The organism is Polaromonas sp. P4_F6 (genome assembly GCF_056401275.1).
The window spans coordinates 716289-737953 of sequence record NZ_JBFUJQ010000001.1 but is presented as its reverse complement, the minus strand read 5'-3'; the positions used below and the strand labels follow the sequence as shown (position 1 = coordinate 737953).

Below are 21665 nucleotides of genomic sequence, written 5' to 3'. Positions count from 1 at the left end.
TCGTTGTTGTTTGGAGAAAGATCATGGATCTTGCGTTTCTGGTTGGTGCCGCCGCCCTTTGGGGCGTGACGGTCCTGCTGGTCTGGGGCTTTGAGAAGCTCGAAAAGCCCGAAGGGGGCCGCTCATGATCCCCCTTGACGTTTTGTACGGCTTTGGCGGCGTCTGCGCCATCGTGCTGTTGACCTACCTCGTGTATGCGCTGATCTGCGCCGAGGAGTTTTGATGAACGCCTCAAGCTGGGGCCTGCTGGCCCTTTTCCTGGTCGCGCTGCTGGCCACCGCCTGGCCGCTGGGCCTGTGGCTGGCGCGCCTGTGTGCGGGCCGGCTGCCCGGCTGGATGCACAGGGTGGAAGCCCCGCTGTACCGCCTGGCCGGCACCTCGGCCGATACGAACATGAAATGGTCGCAGTACGCGCTGGCCCTGCTGGCCTTTAATGCGCTGGGCGTGGTCGCTGTCTATGCCCTGCAGCGCCTGCAGGCCGGGCTGCCGCTGAACCCGGCCGGCATGGCCGCCATCTCGCCCGATTCGGCCTTTAACACCGCCATCAGCTTTGTCTCCAACACCAACTGGCAGGGTTATGCCGGTGAGTCGACCATGAGCTACCTCACGCAGATGCTGGTGCTGGCCGTGCAGAATTTTTTCTCGGCCGCCACCGGCATCGCCGTGGTCTTTGCGCTGTTCCGCGGTTTTGCCGCGCGCGCCACAGGCGCCATCGGCAATTTCTGGGTGGACATCACGCGTATCACGGCCTGGCTCCTGTTGCCGCTGTCGCTGGTGTTTGCGGTTTTCCTGGCGGGCCAGGGCGTGATCCAGAACTTTGACGCTTACAAGGACGTGAGCACGCTGGAAGCCACCAGCTACCAGCAGCCCAAAAACGGCCCTGACGGCCAGGCCCTGAAAGACGACAAGGGCAATCCGGTCATGGAAGACGCCAGGACCGACAAGCAGACCCTGGCCATGGGCCCGGTCGCCTCGCAGGAGGCCATCAAGATGCTGGGCACCAACGGCGGTGGCTTCTTCAACGCCAACTCGGCCCACCCTTATGAAAACCCGACGGCGCTGAGCAATTTTTTCCAGATGCTGTCCATCTTCCTGATTCCCGCGGCCCTGTGTTTTGCCTTTGGCCGCGCGGTGGGCGATACGCGCCAGGGCTGGGCTGTACTGGCCGCGATGACCTTGATCTTTGTGGTTGCGGTGGTGGCTATCACCCCGGCCGAACAGGCCGGCAACCCGCTGTTGCCGCCCCTGGGCGTGGACCAAACCGCCAGCGCGCTGCAGGCCGGCGGCAATATGGAAGGCAAGGAAACCCGCTTCGGCATCAATGCCTCCAGCCTGTTTGCCGTCATCACCACGGCGGCATCGTGCGGCGCGGTCAATGCCATGCACGACTCCTTCACACCGCTGGGCGGTATGGTGCCCATGGTGATGATGCAGCTGGGCGAGGTGGTGTTCGGCGGCGTCGGCACCGGGCTTTACGGCATGCTGATTTTTGCCATCCTCGCGGTGTTTATCGCCGGCCTCATGATTGGCCGCACACCCGAGTACCTGGGCAAGAAGATCGAGTCGCACGAGATGAAGCTGACTTCCATCGTCATCCTGGTCACGCCCATTCTGGTGCTGGCCGGTACGGCGGTGGCGGTGCTGGCCGGCGCCGGCAAGGCCGGCATCGCCAACCCGGGTGCGCATGGTTTTTCGGAAATCCTTTACGCGCTGACTTCGGCCGGCAACAACAACGGCAGCGCCTTCGCGGGCCTGTCGGCCAACACGCCGTTTTACAACACGCTGCTGGGCGTGGTGATGTGGCTGGGCCGCTTCGGCGTCATCGTGCCGGTGCTGGCAATTGCCGGCGCGCTGGCCGCCAAGAAGCGCCTGCCGGTCACGGCCGGCACCATGCCCACGCACGGCCCGCTGTTTGTGTTGCTGCTGATAGGCACCGTGCTGCTGGTGGGCTTGCTCAATTACGTGCCGGCCCTGGCGCTGGGCCCGGTGGTTGAGCATTTGATGCTCTGGCCCGCCCCTTGAACCGCCGCGAAAGACACACCGATATGACTACCCAAAAACCTTTTGTGCTGCTGGACCCCGCGCTGCTCAAGCCCGCCGTCGCGGCGTCCTTCACCAAGCTGAGCCCGCGCGTGCAGTGGCGCAACCCCGTGATGTTTGTCGTCTACATCGGCAGCATTCTGACCACCTTGCTGGGCCTGCAGGCCTTGCAGGGGCAGGGCGAGGCGCCGGCAGGCTTTATCTTTGCCGTGGCGATCTGGCTGTGGTTTACCGTGCTGTTCGCCAACTTTGCCGAGGCGCTGGCCGAAGGCCGCAGCAAGGCGCAGGCCGCGTCTTTGCGCAGCCTGAAAAAAAGCACCTGGGCCAAGAAGTTCAAGGAAGCCAACAGCAAGGTCTTCCATGGCACAGCCTGGCTGCCCGAGCAGGCCGAGAACCTGCGCAAGGGCGCGGTGGTGCTGGTCGAAGCCGGCGACATGGTCCCGCTGGACGGCGAGGTCATCGAAGGCGTGGCCTCGGTCGATGAAAGCGCCATCACCGGCGAATCGGCGCCTGTGGTGCGTGAGTCGGGCGGCGACTTCTCGGCCGTGACCGGCGGCACGCGTGTGCTGTCCGACTGGCTGGTGGTGCGCATTGTGGTCAATCCCGGCGAGTCCTTCCTGGACCGCATGATCAGCATGGTCGAGGGCGCCAAACGCCAGAAGACGCCCAATGAGATCGCACTGACGATTTTGCTGGTGGCGCTGACCATTGTCTTCCTGGTGGTCACGGTCACGCTGCTGCCTTATTCGGTGTTCAGCGTGCAGGCCGCGGGCTCGGGCACCGTGGTCAGCATCACCGCGCTGGTGGCCTTGCTGGTCTGCCTGATCCCGACCACCATAGGCGGCCTGCTGTCGGCCGTGGGCGTGGCCGGCATGAGCCGCATGATGCAGGCCAATGTGATCGCCACCTCGGGCCGCGCGGTGGAAGCCGCCGGCGACGTGGACGTGCTGCTGCTGGACAAGACCGGCACCATCACCCACGGCAACCGCCAGGCCTCGAGCTTTTTGCCGGCGCCCGGCGTGGCCGGCGCCAAACTGGCCACCGCCGCGATGCAGGCCTCCATGGCCGATGAGACGCCCGAGGGCCGCAGCATTGTGGCGCTGGCCCAGCGCATGGGTGCCAGTGAAGCCCTGGCGGGCACCAGCCACGAGGTTCCGTTCACCGCGCAAACGCGCATGAGCGGCATGGACCAGTTGCGCCCCGACGGCAGCACGCGCCAGCTGCGCAAGGGCGCGGTCGATGCGGTACGCAGACATGTGGAGGCGCTGGGCGGCAGCGTGCCGGCCGAGGTGATGCGCGCGTCGGACGAAGTCTCGCGCCGCGGCAGCACGCCGCTGGCGGTGGCCGACGGCGCCATGGTGCTGGGCATTGTGGAGCTCAAGGACATCGTCAAGGCCGGCATCAAGGAGCGCTTCGGCGAGCTGCGCCGCATGGGCATCAAGACGGTGATGATCACCGGCGACAACAAGCTCACGGCCGCGGCCATCGCCGCCGAGGCCGGTGTCGACGACTTCCTGGCCGAGGCCACGCCCGAAGACAAGCTGAAACTGATACGCGGGTACCAGGCCGAAGGCCGCCTGGTGGCGATGACGGGCGACGGCACCAACGACGCGCCGGCCCTGGCCCAGGCCGATGTGGCGGTGGCCATGAACAGCGGCACCCAGGCCGCCAAGGAGGCCGGCAACATGGTGGACCTGGACTCCAACCCCACCAAGCTGCTGGAGATCGTGGAAACCGGCAAGGCCTTGCTGATGACGCGCGGCTCGCTGACCACGTTTTCGATCGCCAACGACGTGGCCAAGTATTTCGCCATCATCCCGGCTATTTTTGTGAGCACCTACCCGCAGCTGGCCGCGCTCAATGTGATGCGCCTGGGCAGCCCTTCGACGGCGATCCTGTCGGCGGTGATCTTCAACGCGCTGGTCATCATGTTCTTGATTCCGCTGGCGCTCAAGGGCGTGAAGTACCGCGCTGTGGGCGCCGCCACGCTGTTGCGCCGCAACCTGTTGATTTACGGATTGGGCGGCCTGGTTGTGCCTTTTATCGGCATCAAGGCGATTGACTTGCTGCTGGTGGCCATGAATCTTGTTTAAGGAAAACCCATGAAAAACATTCTTCGTCCCGCACTCGTGCTGTTTGCCGTGCTGACCCTGGCCACCGGCGTGGCCTACCCGCTGGTGGTGACTGGCACGGCCCAGACCCTGTTTCCAAAACAGGCCGGCGGCAGCCTTGTCATTCGTGATGGCAAGCCGGTCGGCTCCACGCTGATAGGCCAGAACTTCAGCGATGCCGGCCATTTCTGGGGCCGCCCCTCGGCCACGGGTCCCATGCCCTACAACGCCGCAGCCTCCAGCGGCGCCAACCAGGGGCCGCTCAATCCCGCGCTGGTCGATGCCGTCAAGGGCCGCATCGCAGCGCTCAAGGCGGCCGATCCCGGCAATACCGCGCCTGTGCCGGTGGACCTGGTCACGGCCTCGGCCAGCGGGCTGGACCCGCATATCAGCCCGGCCGCGGCGCTTTACCAGGCGGCCCGCGTGGCCAGGGCGCGCAATCTGCCGCTGGAAAAAGTGCGGGCCCTGGTCGAGCAGCACACCGAGCCGCCTTTGCTGGGCTTTCTGGGCGAGCCCCAGGTCAATGTGCTGCAACTCAATCTTGCATTGGAGTGAATTTTCTATCCGCAGATGACGCAGATTTCCGCAGATGAAAACAATCCCGATGCAAAGTCGCATGGCCAGCACATGCAGGCGAGGACGAAATCGCGAGTACAAATCTTTTTCTTCAATCTGCGGAAATCTGCGTCATCTGCGGATGATTCCTTTGCGAGCCCCGGTGTTACCCTTTGCGCAGCGACCTCTGACACCTTGAACACGACGTAACGGCATGGCCAGCTTCCCCGACTCCCGCCCTGACCCCGACGAGCTCCTGGACCGCCTGCGCGGTGAGGAGGAGAAAGCGCGCCGGGGCCGCTTGCGCATTTACTTCGGCGCCAGCGCCGGCGTGGGCAAGACCTACGCCATGCTGAGCGCCGCGCAGCGCGAGCGCAAGGCCGGCCGCGATGTGCTGGTCGGCGTGGTGGAAACCCATGGCCGCAGCGAAACCCTGGAGCTGCTGGCCGGGCTGGCGCAACTGCCTTTGCGCGAGGTGGCCTACCGTGGGCGCACGCTCAAGGAGTTCGACCTGGACGCGGCGCTGGCGCGCAAGCCGGCGGTGCTGCTGGTCGACGAGCTCGCGCACAGCAATGTGGAGGGCTCGCGCCACGCCAAGCGCTGGCAGGACGTGCATGAGCTGCTGGAGGCCGGCATCGACGTCTGGTCGGCCGTCAATGTGCAGCACCTGGAAAGCCTGAACGGCACGGTGGGCGCCATCACCGGCATACGCGTGCATGAAACCGTGCCGGACACGGTGCTGGACGGCGCCGATGAAATCATTTTGGTCGACGTCACGCCCGACGAACTGATGGCGCGGCTCAAGGCCGGCAAGGTCTACATGCCGCAGCAGGCCGAGCGTGCGGCGCAGAATTTTTTCCGCAAGGGCAATTTGATCGCGCTGCGCGAGATTGCGCTCAGGCGCACGGCCGAGCATGTGGAAGACGACGTGCGCAGCTACCGCGTCGAAAAATCCATCACCCCGGTCTGGAACACCGAAGGCGCCATCCTGGCCTGCATAGGGCCGCGCGAGGGCGCCGAGCAGACGGTGCGCACGGCGGCGCGCCTGGCCGGCCAGCTCAATGTGCGCTGGCATGCGGCTTATGTGGAAACGCCGCGCCTGCAGCTGCTGGAGGTTGCCAGGCGCGACCGCATCCTGGCGGTGATCCAGCTGGCCGAAGAGCTGGGCGCGGCCACGGCGGTGCTGACGGGCGGCGATGCCGCCGCGGCGCTGGTGGCGCAGGCGCAGCAGCTCAATTGCGCCACACTGGTGGTGGGGCGGCCGCAGCTGCCGGGCTGGCGCGCGCTGTGGCGCGGCCCCAGCATGACGCGCCGGCTGGCCATGCTGGCGCCCACGCTGGACATTGTGGAGGTGGGCCACGCCGACAGCGCGCGGCGGCTGGCGCGCGCGGTGCAGCGCCCGGCCGATGAAGACGAGGCCGCGGCCTGGCGCGGCAACGTGCCGGGTTATGCCTGGGCCGCGGCCGCCAGCGCGGCCATCACCGTTCTGGCCCACCCTTTGCTGAATTTTTTCGATCTGGCCAACATCGTGATGCTCTTCCTGCTGGGCACGGTGCTGGTGGCGCTGAAGTTCGGGCGCGGACCGGCGGCGCTGGCGGCCTTTCTCAACGTCGCGGCCTTTGATTATTTTTTTGTCGCGCCGCGCCTGTCCTTTGCCGTCAGCGATGTGCAATACCTGGTGACCTTCGGCGTGATGCTGGTGGTGGGCCTGCTGACCGGCCAGCTCACGGCGGGCCTGCGTTTCCAGGCGCGCATCGCGGCCAGCCGCGAGCGCCGCGCGCAGTCGCTGTTCGAGCTGGCGCGCGATTTGTCGGCGGCCTTGCTGAGCGAGCAGGTCGTGGAGCTCGGCGAAGCGGCCGCCCAGCGCAATTTCGGCGGGCAGGCCCTGGTGCTGGCGACTGACGGCCACGACCAGCTGCTGCCGCCCGCGAAGCCGCCGGCTGATTTTGACGCCAGCGTGGCCGACTGGGTGTTTCGCAACGAACAGCCGGCCGGGCTGGCCACCGCCACGCTGTCGGCCCAGGCCTGGCATTACCTGCCGCTGAAGGCGCCGATGCGGGTGCGCGGCGTGCTGGCCGTCAAGCCCGCGCAGGCGCGCTGGCTGCTGATTCCCGAGCAGGTGCAGCAGCTCGAGACCCTGGCGCGCCAGGTCGCGATCGCGCTGGAGCGTGTGCATTACGTGGATGTGGCCCAGCAGGCGGTGGTGCAGATGGAGTCCGAAAAGCTGCGCAATATGCTGCTCGCGGCGATCTCGCACGACGTGCGCACGCCGCTGACGGCGCTGATAGGCCTGGCCGATTCGCTGCAGCGCACGGCGCCGCCGCTCAGCGAAGAACAGTCGCAGGCGGCGCGCGCGATTGCCGGCGAGGCGCGCCACCTGAGCGCGCTGGTCAACAACCTGCTGGACATGGCGCGGCTGCAAAGCGGCGCGGTCAACCTGCGCAGCGACTGGCAGTCGGTCGAGGAAATCGTCGGCTCGGCGATACGCCAGGCGCAGCACGCGCTGGCCGGCCGGGCCGTGGTGACGGCGCTGCCGGCCGACCTGCCGCTGGTCGAATTTGACGCGGCGCTGATGGAGCGTGTGCTGGTCAACCTGCTGGAAAACGCCGCCAAATACGGCAAGCCGCCCATAGAAGTCAGCGCGGAGGTGACGGACACGGCCTTGCTGCTGGCGGTGCGCGACCACGGGCCCGGCCTGCCGGCCGCGCTCAAGGGCCGGGAGCACGAGCTGTTTGAAAAATTCACGCGCGGCGAGGCCGAGTCGGCCACGCCGGGTGTGGGCCTGGGCCTGGCGATTTGCCAGGCGGTGGTGCAGGCGCACCGCGGGCAGATCGCGGCCGCGAGCCTGCCGCAGGCGGCCGGCGGTGGTGCAGAATTCAGCATCACCCTGCCGCGGCGCCCGCCGCCCCAGGGCCTGCCCGAAACCGCCTGATCCCCTTTTTCTTTAGCCATGTCCCATCCCGCACCCGTTGCCGTCGTCATTGAAGACGAGCCGCAGATACGCCGTTTTGTGCGCGCGGCGCTGGAGGCCGAAGGCTGGCAGGTTTTCGAGGCCGACACCGCCAGGCGCGGGCTGACCGAGGCCGGCACGCGCAAGCCCGACCTGCTGGTGCTGGACCTGGGCCTGCCCGACGGCGACGGCCTGGAGGTGATTCGCGACGTGCGCGGCTGGTCGGCCGTGCCCATCGTGGTGCTCTCGGCGCGCACCGACGAGGCCGACAAGATCGCCGCGCTGGACGCCGGCGCCGACGACTACCTGACCAAACCCTTTGGCGTGGGCGAGCTGCTGGCCCGGGTGCGCGCCAACCTGCGCCGCCCGCGCGGGGCCGGCGCCGACGGCACGCCCGAGGAGCCGCTGTTCAGCTTCGGCGAGGTGGAGGTGGACCGCCAGGCGCGCCTGGTGCGGCGCGCCGGCGCGGAAGTGCACCTGACGCCCATCGAGTACCGGCTGCTCACGGTGCTGGTCAGCCATGCCGGCCGGGTGCTGACGCACCGGCAGCTGCTGCGCGAGGTCTGGGGCCCTTCGCATGCGGGGCAGAACCACTATTTGCGCATTTACATGGGTCATTTGCGCCAGAAGCTCGAGGCCGACCCGGCCCAGCCCAAACACCTGCTGACGGAAACGGCGGTGGGTTACCGGCTCTGGGTGGGCTGAGTGGGACAATAAGCGGCGACCCGGCCGCCCAGGCCGGCCCCTAAAGTACCCAGCAAATGCAAAACCCCCTCAAACCCGGCGCCGGCCCCAAACCCGTGGGCGCCGCCGTTCGCATCCCCAAACAAGCCGCCGCGCCGGGCGCGCCCGCCGCCACCGTGCGGCTGAACAAGCGCATGGCCGAACTGGGCCTGTGCTCGCGCCGCGAGGCCGACGACTGGATCGCGCGCGGCTGGGTGCGCGTGAACGGCGCGCCCGCCGTGATGGGCCAGCCCGTGGCCGTGGACGCGCGCATCGAGGTCGACCGCCAGGCCGAGCAGCAGCAGCGCCTGCAGGTCACCATCCTGATCAACAAGCCGGTGGGCTATGTCAGCGGCCAGGCCGAGGACGGCCATGAACCGGCCGTGGCGCTGGTGCAGCCGCAAAACCGCTGGCGCGAATGCAACAGCCGCATGCGCTGGGGCCATGAACAGCTGCGCGGCCTGGCGCCGGCCGGCCGGCTGGACATCGACTCCATAGGCCTCTTGGTGCTGACGCAGGACGGCCGCGTGGCGCGCCAGCTGATAGGCGAAGACTCCGAGATTGAAAAAGAGTACCTTGTGCGCGTCAGCTATGGTCCTGAAACCGTCAACGTGCAGGCCTTGTTCCCGCCCGAAAAGCTGGCCCTGCTGAACCACGGCCTGAGCCTAGACGGCCAGGCGCTGCGGCCGGCCCAGGTCTCCTGGCAAAACCCCGAGCAGCTGCGTTTTGTGCTCAAGGAGGGCAAAAAACGCCAGATACGCCGCATGTGCGAGCAGGTGGGGCTGTTTGTGACCGGGCTCAAGCGCGTGCGCATAGGCCGGGTCAACCTGGGGCATTTGCCGGTGGGCCAGTGGCGTTATCTGGCGCCGCACGAGCACTTCTAGGGGCCTCTTAAACCTTGCGCGCCGCAGGGTCGGCAGGTAGTGCCCTGTCCTACCCGGACGCGCGCCAACGGACGGCAGCGTTTGCCCGGCGGCGGCCTAAAGTGGGTTTCATGGCACTGATTACCTACCTGGTTGAAGACAACGAGATCGTCCTGGAAAACCTGATGGAGGCGCTCCAGGAGATCGCCTCCGTCCAGGTCACGGGCCATGGGGCCACCCAGGCCGAGGCCAGCCAGTGGCTGAGTTCGCACAACGGCGAGTGGCACCTGGCCATCGTCGACCTCTTCCTCAAAGAAGGCAACGGCTTGGGCGTGCTGGCGGGTTGCCGCAAGCGCGAGCCCTACCAGAAGGTCGTGGTGCTCAGCAACTACGCCACGGAAGAAATCCGCCGACGCGCCGCGGACCTGGGCGCCGACGCGGTGTTCGACAAATCCAGCGAGCTGGACGACTTGTTCGCCTACTGCGCGGAACAGACCTCCCATGAAGCGGAGCCGGAAAACCGGCAGGCCCAGCTCCTGGCGGTGTCGCGCCTGCGCGCGGCGGTCGCCGCCCCGGCGCCGCACAGGACGCCGTCGCGGGGTTGAGCGGCCGGCCTGGCGGGCGGCGCGGCACCCTGCAGCTGTTGCGGAACCGGCTGCAAAGACAGTAAGCTCGCCCCCACAAGCATGGAGGGATTACCGATGCGCGCTCACCATCCTGCCGGAGGGGGTTTCACTCATTTGCTGGCCCGCGTGGCGGCGGCCTGCAGCCTCGCGCTGTCAGCCTGCGCCGTGCAGGCCCAGGCCGAAGCGCCGCCTGCGATCACGCCGGCCGTGGCCGCGCAGATCGACGCGCTGGTTGCCGAATACGTGCCTGGCGCCTTGCCGGGCCTGCAGCTCGCGGTCGGCAAGGGCGGCGCCGTGCTGTACACGCGGGGCTATGGCGCGGCCGATGTGCGCGCCGGTGTGCCCATGACGCCCGGCACGCCGGTGAAGATAGGCTCGGTCACCAAGCAGCTCACGGCGGCCGCGCTGCTCAAGCTGCAGGAGCTGGGCAAGCTCTCGCTGGCCGACCCGCTGTCGCGCTGGATTCCCGAGCTGCGCTACCAGCCGGACCCGACGATTGCCCAGCTCATGGGCATGGTGGCGGGCATTCCCGGCGCCGAGAAAGACCCCGACGACCTGCTGCTGGACGGCATGCCGGCCGTGCTGCAGGAGCCGCCCCTCAGCCGGGCGCGGCTGTTCGCCAACATGCAGGCGACGGGCCTGTTCGCCGCGCCGGGCACGGCCTATGACTATTCGAATGCCGGCTACATCGTGCTGGGCCGCGTGATCGAACGCGCCGGCGGGCAGCCGCTGGAGGCGGCGTACGCGCAACTGCTGTTCAAGCCCGCGGGCATGGCGGCCTCCTACCTGCTGGGCCCGCAGCCGCGGCCCGGGGTCGCGGTGGGCCACTACCGCGTCAAGCCCGGCGATGCCTGGCGCGTCTGCCCCGACCTCAATTCGGGTTTTGACGCGACCGGCGGTGTGGTCTCCACCGCCTCGGACATGGTGCGCTGGAACGGCGCGCTCAAAAGCGGCGCGGTGATCTCGGCGGCCAGCCTGGCGCGCATGCGCACGCCGGCCGCGCTGGGCGGCGGCAAGTTCGCGCCCATAGGCATGGGGCTGGCGGCGCTGGGCGGGCCGGGCAGCTACGGCGCGGCCGGGCAGACGGTCAGCTTCGCCGCGGCCAACGCGAGCTACGGCAGCGGCTATGACGTGGTCCTGCTGGCCAACGGCAGCAACACCATTGGCGACGCGGCCTACCCGCGTTTTGTGCTGGCCGCGCGCATCCACAATGTGCTCAACCCGGGCGCGCCCGAACCCGTTCCGGCGCTGCCGCCCAGTGGCGGCATTGTCGAGCCGGCCGCGCCGGCGGAGCTGTTCAGCCTCTGCAAATAGGCGCGCCGCAACATTCGCTGGCGCGCGCGGGGCCCTACCCCCACAATCGGGCATGCAGACACCCGAGCCGCCCGGCAGCGCGCCACCTTCGCCACCTTTTAATCCCGGCGGGCTGCTGCCCACCTGGCTGCATGTCTCCGACGTCCAGGGGCTGGCGCAACTCGCCACCCAGGCGACCCTGGGCGTCACGGGCCTCGCCGAAAGCGTGCAGGGCAATGTCTACAAAGCCGTCGCCAGGCCCTTCGGCCCTCTGGGCGCGAAATTCATAGACCGCATGCCGGGCGGCAGCGGCGTGCGTGCGCGGGGCATCACCGGCCTGGTCTACGGCGGCATCAAGGGCGTGACGCGGCTGGCCGGCGGCGCGGCCAACGCGCTGCTGTCGCGCGCGGCGGCGCCGGCCGACCAGCGCCCCTCGACGCCGCAGCGCGAGGCCATGCTGTCGGCACTGGGCGGTGTGCTCGGCGACCGCCTGCTGGAGACAGCCAACCCGCTGGTGATTCCCATGCGTTTGCGCTCGGCGGGCCGGCCGCTGCTGCTGGAGCCGCAGGCGCTGGCCGAACGCTTGCCGGGCGCGAGCGGCAAGCTGCTGGTGATGCTGCACGGCCTGTGCATGAACGACCTGCAGTGGAACAGCGATGCGCCGGCCGGTGGCCACGGCGAACAGCTGGCGCGCGAACTGGGCTACACCCCGCTCTACCTGCACTACAACACCGGCCTGCACATCTCGGACAACGGCGAGCAGCTGGCCGGCCTGCTGCAGCAGCTGGCCAAAGCCTGGCCGCGGCCGGTGGAAGACATCACGCTGCTGGCGCACAGCATGGGCGGCCTGGTCGCGCGCAGCGCTTGCCACCAGGCGGCCGCGGCCGGCTACGGCTGGCTGGCGCAGCTCAAGGCCCTGGTGTTCCTGGGCACGCCCCACCACGGCGCGCCGCTGGAGCGCCTGGGCAGCTGGGTGGATGGCGTGCTGGGCGGCAACATCGTGACCAAACCCTTCGCGAAGATCGGCCAGCTGCGCAGCGCCGGCATCACCGATTTGCGCCACGGCAACCTGCTGCGTGCCGACTGGCACGATGCGGCGCGCTTCGAGCGCAAGCCGGACACGCGCCAGCCCGTGCCTTTGCCGGCCGGCGTGGCCTGCTACACCGTGGCGGCGACCACGCTGGCGCCCGGCAAGGGGCCCATGGTGGCGGTGCGGGAGGCGCTGGCGCGCAGGATGGTCGGCGACGGCCTGGTGTCGCTGGACAGCGCGCTGGGCCTGCATGCGGAACCGGGCCGCTGCCTGGCCTTTCCGCCCGAAAACCAGTGGATTGCGCAGGGCATGAACCACCTGGAGCTGCTGAGGCGGCCGGAGCTTACGCGGCAACTGGTGCGCTGGCTAGGTGGGTCGGACAACTGATTGGCAGCAATAAATTTGATGAAATTGACTAATATCATTTTCATCAAGTGATTTGGGTGTTTCACGCATTTGTCAGCTCGGTTATTCCCGTGTTTTTGCATTTTTTGGGTGCATGCGTGCAAAAGTGCACAAAATTGGGGGAATTTTTCCCTTGTGTTGTTGTTTTTATTTCGGTAGAGATTAATCATTTGGTATGAAGGGATAGGATACAAAAAAGGTTAGATTTAACCGAATCTAACTAAATTGATAGTCAGCCCTCACATGAAAACGAACCATGGCTTTACCTTGATAGAGCTGATGATTACCGTAGCGGTAATCGGAATCCTCGCAGCCATCGGATACCCGTCTTACCTGGATCAAGTGCGCAAAGCCCGTCGGGCTGAGGCCCAGGCCGTCTTGATGAATATCGCCGCCCGGCAGCAGCAAATGCTGCTTGACACTCGCAGCTATGTCGCGACAGCCAGTGCCCTGAATATTACGGTTCCGGGCACCGTGCAACAGACATATGGCGTGGTCATCAATGTAGGTACGGGCGCAGCGCCAACATTTACCGCTACCGCGACACCTTCCGGCTCGCAGGCCGCCGACAAATGCGGCACATTGAGCATCGACCAGAGCGGCACCAAGTCACCCTCAAACTGCTGGTAGGCCATGCTATGAGGCGCTCGATTCCGCACAAATCCCAAGGCTTTACCCTCCTGGAGTTGATGGTGGCGGTCTCGGTGCTGGCCGTCATCAGTGCGATGGCGGCGCCGTCTTTCAAGCAATTGCTCGCGGCGCAGCGGGTCCGGGTGACTGCGTACAACGTTGTTGCCGACCTTGTCTTCGCGCGAAGCGAGGCTCTCAAGCGGGGTGAGAATGTCACGGTGACGCCCACTTCATCCGCGTGGGTCAACGGCTGGAGTGTCAACGTCGCGTCCACATCCGAGGTGATAGGCGGGCAGGGCAATGTCGGCAGCGGCGTGCAGTTCACCGCCTCGCCGGCCAGCGTGACGTTTGACAGGAATGGCCGGACAAATGTCGTAACGATAGTGCGGTTTGCCCTGACTGACGGCGGAACGCATCCGCGCTGTGTTTCGCTGGATCCGTCGGGCCGGCCGAAAAACGCCAATACGGAATGTCCATCATGAGCCCCGCTACACATTCCCAGCGCGGTGCCGCGATGATGGAGTTGCTGATTGCGATGCTTGTCATTGCATTTGGCGTGCTCGGTTTTGTGGGATTGCAGGCGCAGACAGCGCTGTCGCAAATAGAGGGCTACCAAAGGTCGCAGGCCCTGATACTCATTAATGATATTTCGGCTCGCATTGCCTTGAATCGCACCAATGCCGCGGCCTATGTGGTGACCGACATTGGAACGACAAATCCCGGAAGCTGCGCAGCAGCAGCCACGCAAGCCGCCAAGGACCTGTGCGAATGGAGTCTCTTGATCCAGGGGGCCGCCGAGGTACAGGGCACGGCGAAGCTGGGCGCCATGACGGGAGCTCGCGGCTGCATCAGCAGCCCCGCCGCCAATCAATACCTGATCAGCATTGCGTGGCAGGGTGTGCAGGCAACCGGCGCCTCGGCTAATACCTGCGGTCAGAATGCCTACTCCAGCGAAAATATGCGCAGAACGGTCACTACAGTGGTGCAGATTGCCACGCTCGCATCGTGATGAACTCCCGCCGACACCTCATCACTTCTTTGCAGGATCGCAGGCATGCGCGCGGGTTTTCGCTCGTCGAGCTCATGGTGGCGCTGGCAATTGGCCTGATTCTGGTGGCCGGTCTGGCGACCTTGTTCGCCAACAGCAGCCAGACCGCCAATGAGATCGACAAGAGCGTCCGCCAGATAGAGAACGGGCGTTACGCCGTGGAGTTGTTGACGGAGAACGTCAGCATAGCGGGCTACTACGGCGAATTGTCCAGGGACGGCATGACGGTGGGGACACCGGCCCCCGCCGGCCTGTGCGCCACGACGATCACCGGTCTGGGCTGGGACAATGCGACGCTGACCATTCCGGCGGCCTTGACGGGATTGACCGCGGCGCAGGCGGCAGCCCTGACGGCCTGCTTGCCCAATTACAAGAGCGGGACAGCTGCCCTGGTCTTGCGGCATCTGGACACCACGGCGGTGGCGCCTGGCCCTTCCACCAACGGCGGCATCTATATGCAGACCTCCCGCTGCTCAACCGACCCCACCGCCACCAAGTTCATTCTTTCCGCGGCGTCAGCGGACTTCACCTTGCGAAATCTCGACTGCGCCGCGATCAACACCGTCCAGCGTTATGTGGTTCGCATCTATTACGTGGCTTCCTGCAATGAGTGCGGGATAGACACCACGCCGACCCTTAAACGTGCCGAACTTGTCGGCAACCTGATGGTGGTCTCGCCGCTGGCCGAGGGCATTCAGGAAGTGGCTTATGACTATGGCTTTGACACCAATGCGGACGGCGTGCCTGACGTGTACCTTGGCGGACTCAGCGGCGTGGCTGGCGCGGCCGACAATGATTGGAGCAATGTCGTCGGCGTTCGAATTCACTTGCTGTCGCGTACCACCGAAACAAGCCTCGGTTTTGTAGACGGCAAAACCTACGATCTGGGCTTGGCCGGCACCCGCGGGCCGTTCAATGACGCGTATAAGCGCCGGGCCTATACCGTCACCGTGCGTGTGCACAACGTGGCGGGGCCGAGGGAAATACCATGAAAGCAAAGGCTTCACAGCGAGGCGCCACCCTGGTGGTGGCCATGATCTTTTTGATCTTGATGAGTCTGTTTGCCGTGACTGCCTTCAAGGATTCCACCGGAAACCTGCGAATTGTCGGGAACATGCAGTCCCGCCAGGAAGCTATAGCGGTAGGCCAGAAAGCGCTTGAACAGACTATCAGTTCATCGTATTTCACCACCAATCCAGCCAATGTCGCTGCCACGCCGATACAAGTGGACATCGACGGCAACGGGACCATGGACTACACCGCCACCATGAACCCGCAGCCGCATTGCTTTCGTACGAAAGCCATTAAAAGCAGCGAACTCAATCCATCGCTTCCCGCGGACCTGGCTTGCATGAAGTCCAGCGTTGTCCAGCAAGGCGGGCTGGATATCCCCGATGCAGCCGCTGATGCCGGTAACTCGCTGTGTGCCAACAGTGAATGGAATATCGGAGCGAAAGTGGTGGATGTGCGATCTGGAGCCAAAGTGACTTTAAACCAGGGCATTGCCGTGCGAGTGCTCGAAACTGATGCCGTTAATGCATGCATCTAGGGGTATGACATGAACGCTATCCGTCAAAAAATTCTCCGGTTTGCGGCCATTGCCTTGAGCCTTCTGGCGGCCGCGCCTGTCTATGCCCAGTACACCAGCGACATCGACATCTACAGCGGCAGCGCAGCGTCTGCCGACGCACCCAACATTCTTTTCGTGGTGGACAACACGGCCAACTGGAATACGGCTTTCACGAATGAAATAGCCGCGCTGGTTTCCACCTTCAATTCCCTGCCCGCCAACAAGTTTCGCGTGGGCATGATGATGTTCACCGAAACGGGTAGCGGCAACTCGGGCAGCGATGGCGCCTATGTTCGTTCGGCGGTGCGCTTGCTGGACACCAATTACCAGACCAAACTGGCGGCGCTGCTCAATAGCTTGAACTCCAATGGTGACAAGTCCAATGGCGGCAAGGCCGGACTTACCATGGCAGAGGCCTACTACTATTTCGCCGGGAAAGCGCCGTACGCCGGCAACAACAAGGCCAAAACAGATTACGCCGGCAACGTTTCCGGCACGGCCGCGTCCAACGCCATTTATGCCATCGCCGGAAATGCGCTGGCGTCAAAATCCGGCTCGCCCTACGTCAGTCCCGTATTGAGCGATTGCCAGCGGAATTACATCATCTACATCAGCAACGGCGCGGTCCAGGACAACGCATCGGACACTTCGACGGCGTCAACAAAGCTTTCCGCGGCCTATACGGCCCTGAGCATGACGAGGCCGGCCGACATCGCCTTGTTTCCAAGTGGATCCCAGTCCGGTGTCGCGGATGAATGGGCGCGGTTCATGAAAAAAACGCCGCAGAATATTTCCACCTTTACGCTGGACGTCGACAAAATCACCACCGGGCAAGGTCCTGGTTGGACGGCCATGCTTAAAAGCATGGCGACCAACAGCGGGGGGGAGTATTTTTCCGTCAGCTCCGGCGGTGCCGGCACGGAGATCGTTGATGCCCTGACCAAGATTCTTAATCAGATACAGGCGGTGAACAGCGTCTTTTCATCGGCCAGTCTGCCTGTGAGCGTGAACGCACGGGGAACCTATCTGAACCAGATTTTCATGGGCATGTTCCGCCCCGACGGCGATGGCCGCCCGCGCTGGCGTGGCAACCTGAAGCAGTACAAGTTTGGCTATGAAGCGGCTACCGACACCTTGTTTTTGAGCGACAAAAACGGCAATGCCGCCATCAGCGGTACCACGGGTTTTATTTCGCCGTCGGCAGTGTCCTACTGGACTTCGTCGAGCAGCTTCTGGGTTAACCAGCAGCTGGGAACACCGCTTTCCAGCTCCGACTCCCCGGATGGTGAAGTGGTGGAAAAGGGCGGTGTCGCCCAGCAACTTCGCGCGGCATACGCCGCCGACCAGTCGAGCCGAAACGTCTTTACCTGCATTTCGTGCGCGGCCAACACCAACTTGGCCAGCAGCACCACGACCCAATTCACGACGGCCACCAGCGCCATTACGTCGGCAATGCTGGGTGTTGCCAGCACCACTGAACGAAACAACCTGATCAACTGGGTGCGTGGAAATGACAACGCCGGCGACGAGTCCGGACCTGGCGGAACCACGACGGTGCGCCCCAGCGTTCACGGCGACGTGCTGCATTCCCGGCCCGCGGTTGTCAACTACGGCGGAGCGACCGGCGTGGTCGTGTTCTATGGCTCCAACGACGGCACCTTGCGTGCGGTCAATGGCAACCAGACGGGTACGACCGCGGGGCAGGAGTTGTGGAGTTTCATTCCGGAAGAGCATTTCTCCAAATTGAACCGGCTGCGTGCCAACTCGCCCGAGATACGGCTCTCCACAACGGCGGTGGGCACCCCGACCACGGCTTCGACACCCACGCCCCGTGACTATTTTGTGGATGGGCCGATTGGCGTTTACCAGAAAGTTCTTACCGACGGGACTATCGACAAGGTCTATCTTTATGTGGCGATGCGCCGCGGAGGCCGGGTTCTTTACGCCCTGGATGTCACGATCCCTTCAGCCCCGAAATTCTTATGGAGGAAAACGCAGTCCGATATTTCCGTCCTGGGCCAGACCTGGTCGGAACCCAAGGTGGCGAAGATCCAGGGCAACACCAATCCGGTCCTCATCATGGGTGCCGGGTACGACGCGGCGGCGGAAGATGTGACGCCCCAAGGCAGCACCACCATGGGCAATGCGGTCCTGGTGCTGGATGCTTTCACCGGTGCCGTTCTCAAGACCTTCTCCACGACCCGCAGTGTTCCGTCGGATGTTTCGCTGATCGACTCGGACTTTGACGGCTATGTGGACCGCGTTTACGCGGTGGATTTGGGCGGAAATGTCTATCGGATCGATCTGGAGAAAACAACCGGATCCACAACGAGTGCTGCCGTCGCGGACTGGGGTATTTACAAGCTGGCTGCGCTCAGCGGCACGGGAACCCGTAAGTTCTTCTATCCGCCCGATGTGGTGATAACGCCCACTTTTTCCGCCGTGATGGTGGGCTCCGGTGACCGGGAAAAGCCGCTGGCGACTACCAGTACCGATGCGTTTTTCACCGTCAGGGATACGCGTTTAATCAAGGGCACGCCGACTGCTGCTTTCACGGCGATCACGTCCACCGATCTCGGCGTTGTCGGAAGCACGAGCAGCATGGTCGCAGGCTGCCAGATTCCCATGAGCACCAGCGGAGAAAAAATCGTCAACGCACCGGTGTCAGTGGGCGGGATCACTTATTTCAGTACCAACATGCCGTCGCCGACTTCTACCGCTTCCTGCAGCGCCAACCTGGGAATCGCCAAGGTATATTCAGCGCCCCTGTTCTGCACGGCCGCAACCAGCCAGGTCCTGGTAGGTGGCGGATTGCCGCCCAGCCCGGTGACCGGTACGGTGACGGTGAGTTACACCTCACCGACCACGGGGCAAACGATCAGCAAGCAGGTTCCTTTCATCATTGGGGCGCCCAATACCAAAGGGTCCGGCATTGAAGGCTCCAAAGTGACGCCCATCATCACGCCGGTGCGCAAGCGGCGCTACTGGTTCCTCGAAAATACCCGCTGAGCTTATGCCGCAGTGACCGGTACGCAGGCGGTTGCGTCCGAGAACCAGTGGATTGCGCAGGGCATGAACCACCTGGAGCTGCTGAGGCGGCCGGAGCTTACGCGGCAGCTGGTGTCCTGGCTGGGTGGCCGGCCCTCCTGGCCTTTGTTGCGGACGAATGCAGGGCAGCTGGGTGCCGCTAGCGAGTGCTCACCACGAAATCGTCAATTCCACTGGTTCCAGGGAATGCATGGGCTTGCCCGCCACCACGGCCAGGCGCTTGCCGGCGGAATCGGGCAGGGTGTTCATGCGCTGCGTCTGGCCGCTTCTGCTGGCTGAAGCGCTGGCAATGGCCTTGACGTCCACCGTGGCCGGGCAGCTGATACGCAGGGTTCCTGCATTGCCGTCGGGCTGTCCGCGGTGGGTGCAGCGATGGTCAGCCGTCACGGCTTCACTGAAAGTGCGCAGCACGATGGTCACGTCAAAGGAGCCAGAAGCCGTTTGCGCCTGGGCCGTGCCGTGAAGCCCCAGCAGGGACTGGAGGGACAGGGCAAGGACAAAGGCAAATTTGACGGTCTTCATGGCGCAACTCCTTCAAGAGGATGAGCTGTTGCGGTCCATGCTAGCGAATCTGATAATTTGAAGCAATTGGTAAAATTAACAATAAAACTGTTAATTGGTGATTTATTACACAAATCGCAGGCTAAATTTGATTTTTCCCTCAAATTAATGGTTTTGACAGAGGTTTCTGGCAATAAAACGGGCGTTTTATCAATTTTGCGGCAGCGAAAGGCGGCAAAAATGCCGCGTCTGGGCGGCGGCCGGTGGGCTTGATGGATGCCCGGGTGGGCGCCCCACCTAGTAAGTGATGGTGACCGTCACCCCGGTCTGGGTGGCCGTACAGGCGCCTGTGGAACAGGTGCCTGCCTGGTCGGCCGCGATGCTGCCTGTCACGGTGTAAGGCTGGGCGAAGCCATCGCCTGTGGCACCCGCGCTGCTGAGCGCCAGGGTGTAGTTCAGGCCCAGCAGCGTGCCCGAGGTCGGCGAAAGTGCCAGGGTGTAACTGGTGCCGCGCGTGCAGTCCACCGTGAAATTCATGGTGGCGGTCTGCGGTGTGGCCACAAAAGAGGTGTAGTTCAAGGTCAGCGTGGAAGGTGAAATCGCGCCGGGCGCCGCGTTGCCCGAAGCGACCTGGCCCACGAAGCACTGGGCGGTGATGCTGACCGTCGGCGTGAAGCTCCCGGTTGCGACAACGGCCCCGGCGGTCGTGAGCTGAAGGGTGGTGATGAAGGTCTCGTCATAGATCCCTGCGGTGTTGCCGGTTTGCCCCGCGCCCACCCGGAAGTCGTAGGTCAAAGGCACGCTGGCGCTCAGCGCGGCGCCGAAATTCAATGTCCCGTTCACGCGCCCGGTGCCGGTATTGATCCAGTCGGTCGTGGTCCCGCTCTTGTAGACGCTGACATCGAGCCGGTCGGCGTTGATGGTTCCTCCGCCATGGCGGAAAACCCGGCGGGTGAGGCCTGTGCGGCTGCCGTAGTCAATGCTGACCCAGTAGGTCGTGCTGGTGGGGTCCGTCGACAGCCGCGTGCAGTTCACGGTGATGGTGCCGCTGGCATTGGCATTGGTCCCCTGCCCATTGGTGTAATTGAGGCTGACCGACGTGGTGGTGAGCGTGCAGGTGATGGCAGCCTCGGCCTGCAGTGCACAGGTGCACAGCAGGGCGGCCAAGGCGAGGCGCATGACGTAAGAGACACTCATCGATGACGACTCCGTTGCATCGCCCAGGTCTGTGCAAGTGCGATGGCTGTTATCCCGTGATAGTAACGTCTTGTAGCAGTATCGCGAATGGTGTTGTTTTGCGCCGTTTTCGAGGGCGCAGGTGCTGCAAATTCGTGACAAAAGTCACACTGTGCGGGCTGATGCGCTGCCCAAGTGTGGGCGCGAGGCCGTGAAGCGGTGGCCGCTCAATAGGTGATGGTCAGGGTTCGTGTTTGTGGCGCGCTGGTGCATTGGCCCATGCCGCAGGTGCCGGACTGGCCGCCCGGGATGCTGCCGTTGATCGTGAAATTCTGCGGAAAGCCCGTCCCGGTCTGCCCGGCGAGGGTGCTCAAGGCCAGGGTGTAAGTGAGCGTGAGCAGGGTTCCCGTCGTTGCGTCCAGGGCCATGGTATAGGTTTCGCCCTGGGTACAGCGCACGGCATACGCCGTGCTGGCCGTAGCTGCGGCCACCTGGAACGAGGTGTAGTTGAACTGGATGTTGCCGGGCGGCGTGCTGAGAAGGCAGACGGACTGGTTGTTGATGCTCACGGGGAAAGTCGGAAAGACGTCCGTATTGCCGGGCCCGTTGTCGTAGCGCAGCCGCATGGTCACGGTATCGGTGAAGAGCTTGGCGTTCTTGTTGAGCCCGGCCGCGATGCGGCTGTAAAAGACGTGCGTGACGCTGGCCGTCAGGGCCGTGCCGAAGTTGATGGTGCCCGCGAAGTCCGTGGCATTGGTATAGCCCCATTCCCCGTTGCCCGGCGCCGTCCTGAAGAGGTCGTAGGCCATCTGGTTGGCCGTGCCGGTGCCGTTCACCGCCTGGTTGCTGCTTCCGGCGCCCGGGTTGAAGCCGTCGTCTGCCCGCAGCGTGTAGGCCGAGGTGGTCGGGTCCGCGGGGCCGCGCGAGCAATTGATGGTCACGGTCCAAGCGCCGTCGGTGGGGTTGGGGTCGTTCTCAAAGTACACCATCTGCACGGGTGTCGCCGTGGCGTTGCAGACCAGCGCGGCCATGGCCGGCGCCGCGCCCAGCAGGGACAGGCCTGCTGCCGCGGCGCCAAGGCGCCAGGTTTTCATGA

At 64.6% G+C, this 21665-nt stretch carries 20 protein-coding genes; 17 read left to right on the top strand and 3 right to left on the bottom strand.

Features of this window, described 5'->3' with window-relative positions:
- The first annotated feature begins 124 nt into the window (after positions 1 to 124).
- From AC1DUN_RS03495 to AC1DUN_RS03420, 16 genes are all read left to right on the top strand, one after another.
- Entirely contained in the window at positions 125 to 223 is a 99-nt protein-coding gene (locus AC1DUN_RS03495; RefSeq protein WP_436156902.1) for a potassium-transporting ATPase subunit F, read from the top strand.
- Positions 223 to 2022, top strand: a complete 1800-nt coding sequence (gene kdpA, locus AC1DUN_RS03490) for a potassium-transporting ATPase subunit KdpA (RefSeq protein ID WP_477712736.1) — start codon at positions 223 to 225, stop codon at positions 2020 to 2022. Before AC1DUN_RS03495 ends, kdpA begins: the two co-directional genes overlap by 1 nt.
- A gap of 23 nt (positions 2023 to 2045) precedes the next feature.
- On the top strand, positions 2046 to 4133 hold the full coding sequence (gene kdpB / locus AC1DUN_RS03485) for a potassium-transporting ATPase subunit KdpB (RefSeq protein ID WP_477712735.1): 2088 nt from the start codon (positions 2046 to 2048) through the stop codon (positions 4131 to 4133).
- A gap of 9 nt (positions 4134 to 4142) precedes the next feature.
- Positions 4143 to 4706: a potassium-transporting ATPase subunit KdpC gene (gene kdpC, locus AC1DUN_RS03480; RefSeq protein WP_477712734.1), complete on the top strand. Its 564-nt coding sequence runs from the start codon at positions 4143 to 4145 to the stop codon at positions 4704 to 4706.
- A gap of 214 nt (positions 4707 to 4920) precedes the next feature.
- On the top strand, positions 4921 to 7638 hold the full coding sequence (locus AC1DUN_RS03475) for a DUF4118 domain-containing protein (RefSeq protein WP_477712733.1): 2718 nt from the start codon (positions 4921 to 4923) through the stop codon (positions 7636 to 7638).
- An 18-nt stretch (positions 7639 to 7656) separates the two neighbouring features.
- Positions 7657 to 8361 (top strand): two-component system response regulator KdpE, encoded by a 705-nt coding sequence (kdpE, locus tag AC1DUN_RS03470; protein WP_477712732.1) that lies wholly within the window; start codon positions 7657 to 7659, stop codon positions 8359 to 8361.
- Positions 8362 to 8417: 56 nt separating this feature from the next.
- Positions 8418 to 9263, top strand: coding sequence for a pseudouridine synthase (locus AC1DUN_RS03465; RefSeq protein ID WP_477712731.1), 846 nt, complete (start codon positions 8418 to 8420; stop codon positions 9261 to 9263).
- Between the two features lie 110 nt (positions 9264 to 9373).
- The gene (locus tag AC1DUN_RS03460) at positions 9374 to 9847 is read left to right on the top strand and encodes a response regulator (protein ID WP_477712730.1); all 474 of its coding nucleotides are present in this window, start codon (positions 9374 to 9376) and stop codon (positions 9845 to 9847) included.
- A 96-nt stretch (positions 9848 to 9943) separates the two neighbouring features.
- Positions 9944 to 11182, top strand: a complete 1239-nt coding sequence (locus AC1DUN_RS03455) for a serine hydrolase domain-containing protein (protein ID WP_477712729.1) — start codon at positions 9944 to 9946, stop codon at positions 11180 to 11182.
- A 52-nt stretch (positions 11183 to 11234) separates the two neighbouring features.
- Positions 11235 to 12578: an esterase/lipase family protein gene (locus AC1DUN_RS03450; protein ID WP_477712728.1), complete on the top strand. Its 1344-nt coding sequence runs from the start codon at positions 11235 to 11237 to the stop codon at positions 12576 to 12578.
- A 261-nt stretch (positions 12579 to 12839) separates the two neighbouring features.
- Positions 12840 to 13226, top strand: coding sequence for a type IV pilin protein (locus tag AC1DUN_RS03445; RefSeq protein WP_477712727.1), 387 nt, complete (start codon positions 12840 to 12842; stop codon positions 13224 to 13226).
- Between the two features lie 8 nt (positions 13227 to 13234).
- Positions 13235 to 13708 carry a GspH/FimT family pseudopilin gene (locus AC1DUN_RS03440; RefSeq protein ID WP_477712726.1) on the top strand — a complete coding sequence of 158 codons (474 nt, stop codon included), beginning with the start codon at positions 13235 to 13237 and terminating at the stop codon, positions 13706 to 13708.
- Complete coding sequence (locus AC1DUN_RS03435; RefSeq protein WP_477712725.1) at positions 13705 to 14235, top strand: type IV pilus modification PilV family protein; 531 nt, start codon at positions 13705 to 13707, stop codon at positions 14233 to 14235. The genes AC1DUN_RS03440 and AC1DUN_RS03435 overlap by 4 nt, the downstream gene beginning before the upstream one ends.
- The gene (locus AC1DUN_RS03430) at positions 14235 to 15266 is read left to right on the top strand and encodes a PilW family protein (RefSeq protein ID WP_477713122.1); all 1032 of its coding nucleotides are present in this window, start codon (positions 14235 to 14237) and stop codon (positions 15264 to 15266) included. Before AC1DUN_RS03435 ends, AC1DUN_RS03430 begins: the two co-directional genes overlap by 1 nt.
- Positions 15263 to 15823, top strand: a complete 561-nt coding sequence (locus AC1DUN_RS03425; protein WP_477712724.1) for a pilus assembly PilX family protein — start codon at positions 15263 to 15265, stop codon at positions 15821 to 15823. The genes AC1DUN_RS03430 and AC1DUN_RS03425 overlap by 4 nt, the downstream gene beginning before the upstream one ends.
- Before the next feature lie 9 nt (positions 15824 to 15832).
- Positions 15833 to 18853 (top strand): pilus assembly protein, encoded by a 3021-nt coding sequence (locus AC1DUN_RS03420; protein WP_477712723.1) that lies wholly within the window; start codon positions 15833 to 15835, stop codon positions 18851 to 18853.
- 189 nt (positions 18854 to 19042) lie between these two features.
- Here AC1DUN_RS03420 and AC1DUN_RS03415 read toward each other — a convergent pair whose 3' ends face one another.
- The gene (locus tag AC1DUN_RS03415) at positions 19043 to 19414 is read right to left on the bottom strand and encodes a hypothetical protein (RefSeq protein ID WP_477712722.1); all 372 of its coding nucleotides are present in this window, start codon (positions 19412 to 19414) and stop codon (positions 19043 to 19045) included.
- A 57-nt stretch (positions 19415 to 19471) separates the two neighbouring features.
- Between AC1DUN_RS03415 and AC1DUN_RS03410 the strand changes: the two genes are divergently transcribed.
- Positions 19472 to 19666, top strand: a complete 195-nt coding sequence (locus AC1DUN_RS03410) for a hypothetical protein (protein WP_477712721.1) — start codon at positions 19472 to 19474, stop codon at positions 19664 to 19666.
- A gap of 24 nt (positions 19667 to 19690) precedes the next feature.
- Here the strand turns inward: AC1DUN_RS03410 and AC1DUN_RS03405 are convergent, their stop codons facing one another.
- Both AC1DUN_RS03405 and AC1DUN_RS03400 read right to left on the bottom strand, forming a co-directional pair.
- Entirely contained in the window at positions 19691 to 20590 is a 900-nt protein-coding gene (locus AC1DUN_RS03405; RefSeq protein WP_477712720.1) for a spore coat protein U domain-containing protein, read from the bottom strand.
- A 206-nt stretch (positions 20591 to 20796) separates the two neighbouring features.
- On the bottom strand, positions 20797 to 21663 hold the full coding sequence (locus AC1DUN_RS03400; RefSeq protein ID WP_477661620.1) for a spore coat protein U domain-containing protein: 867 nt from the start codon (positions 21661 to 21663) through the stop codon (positions 20797 to 20799).
- Positions 21664 to 21665: the final 2 nt, after the last annotated feature.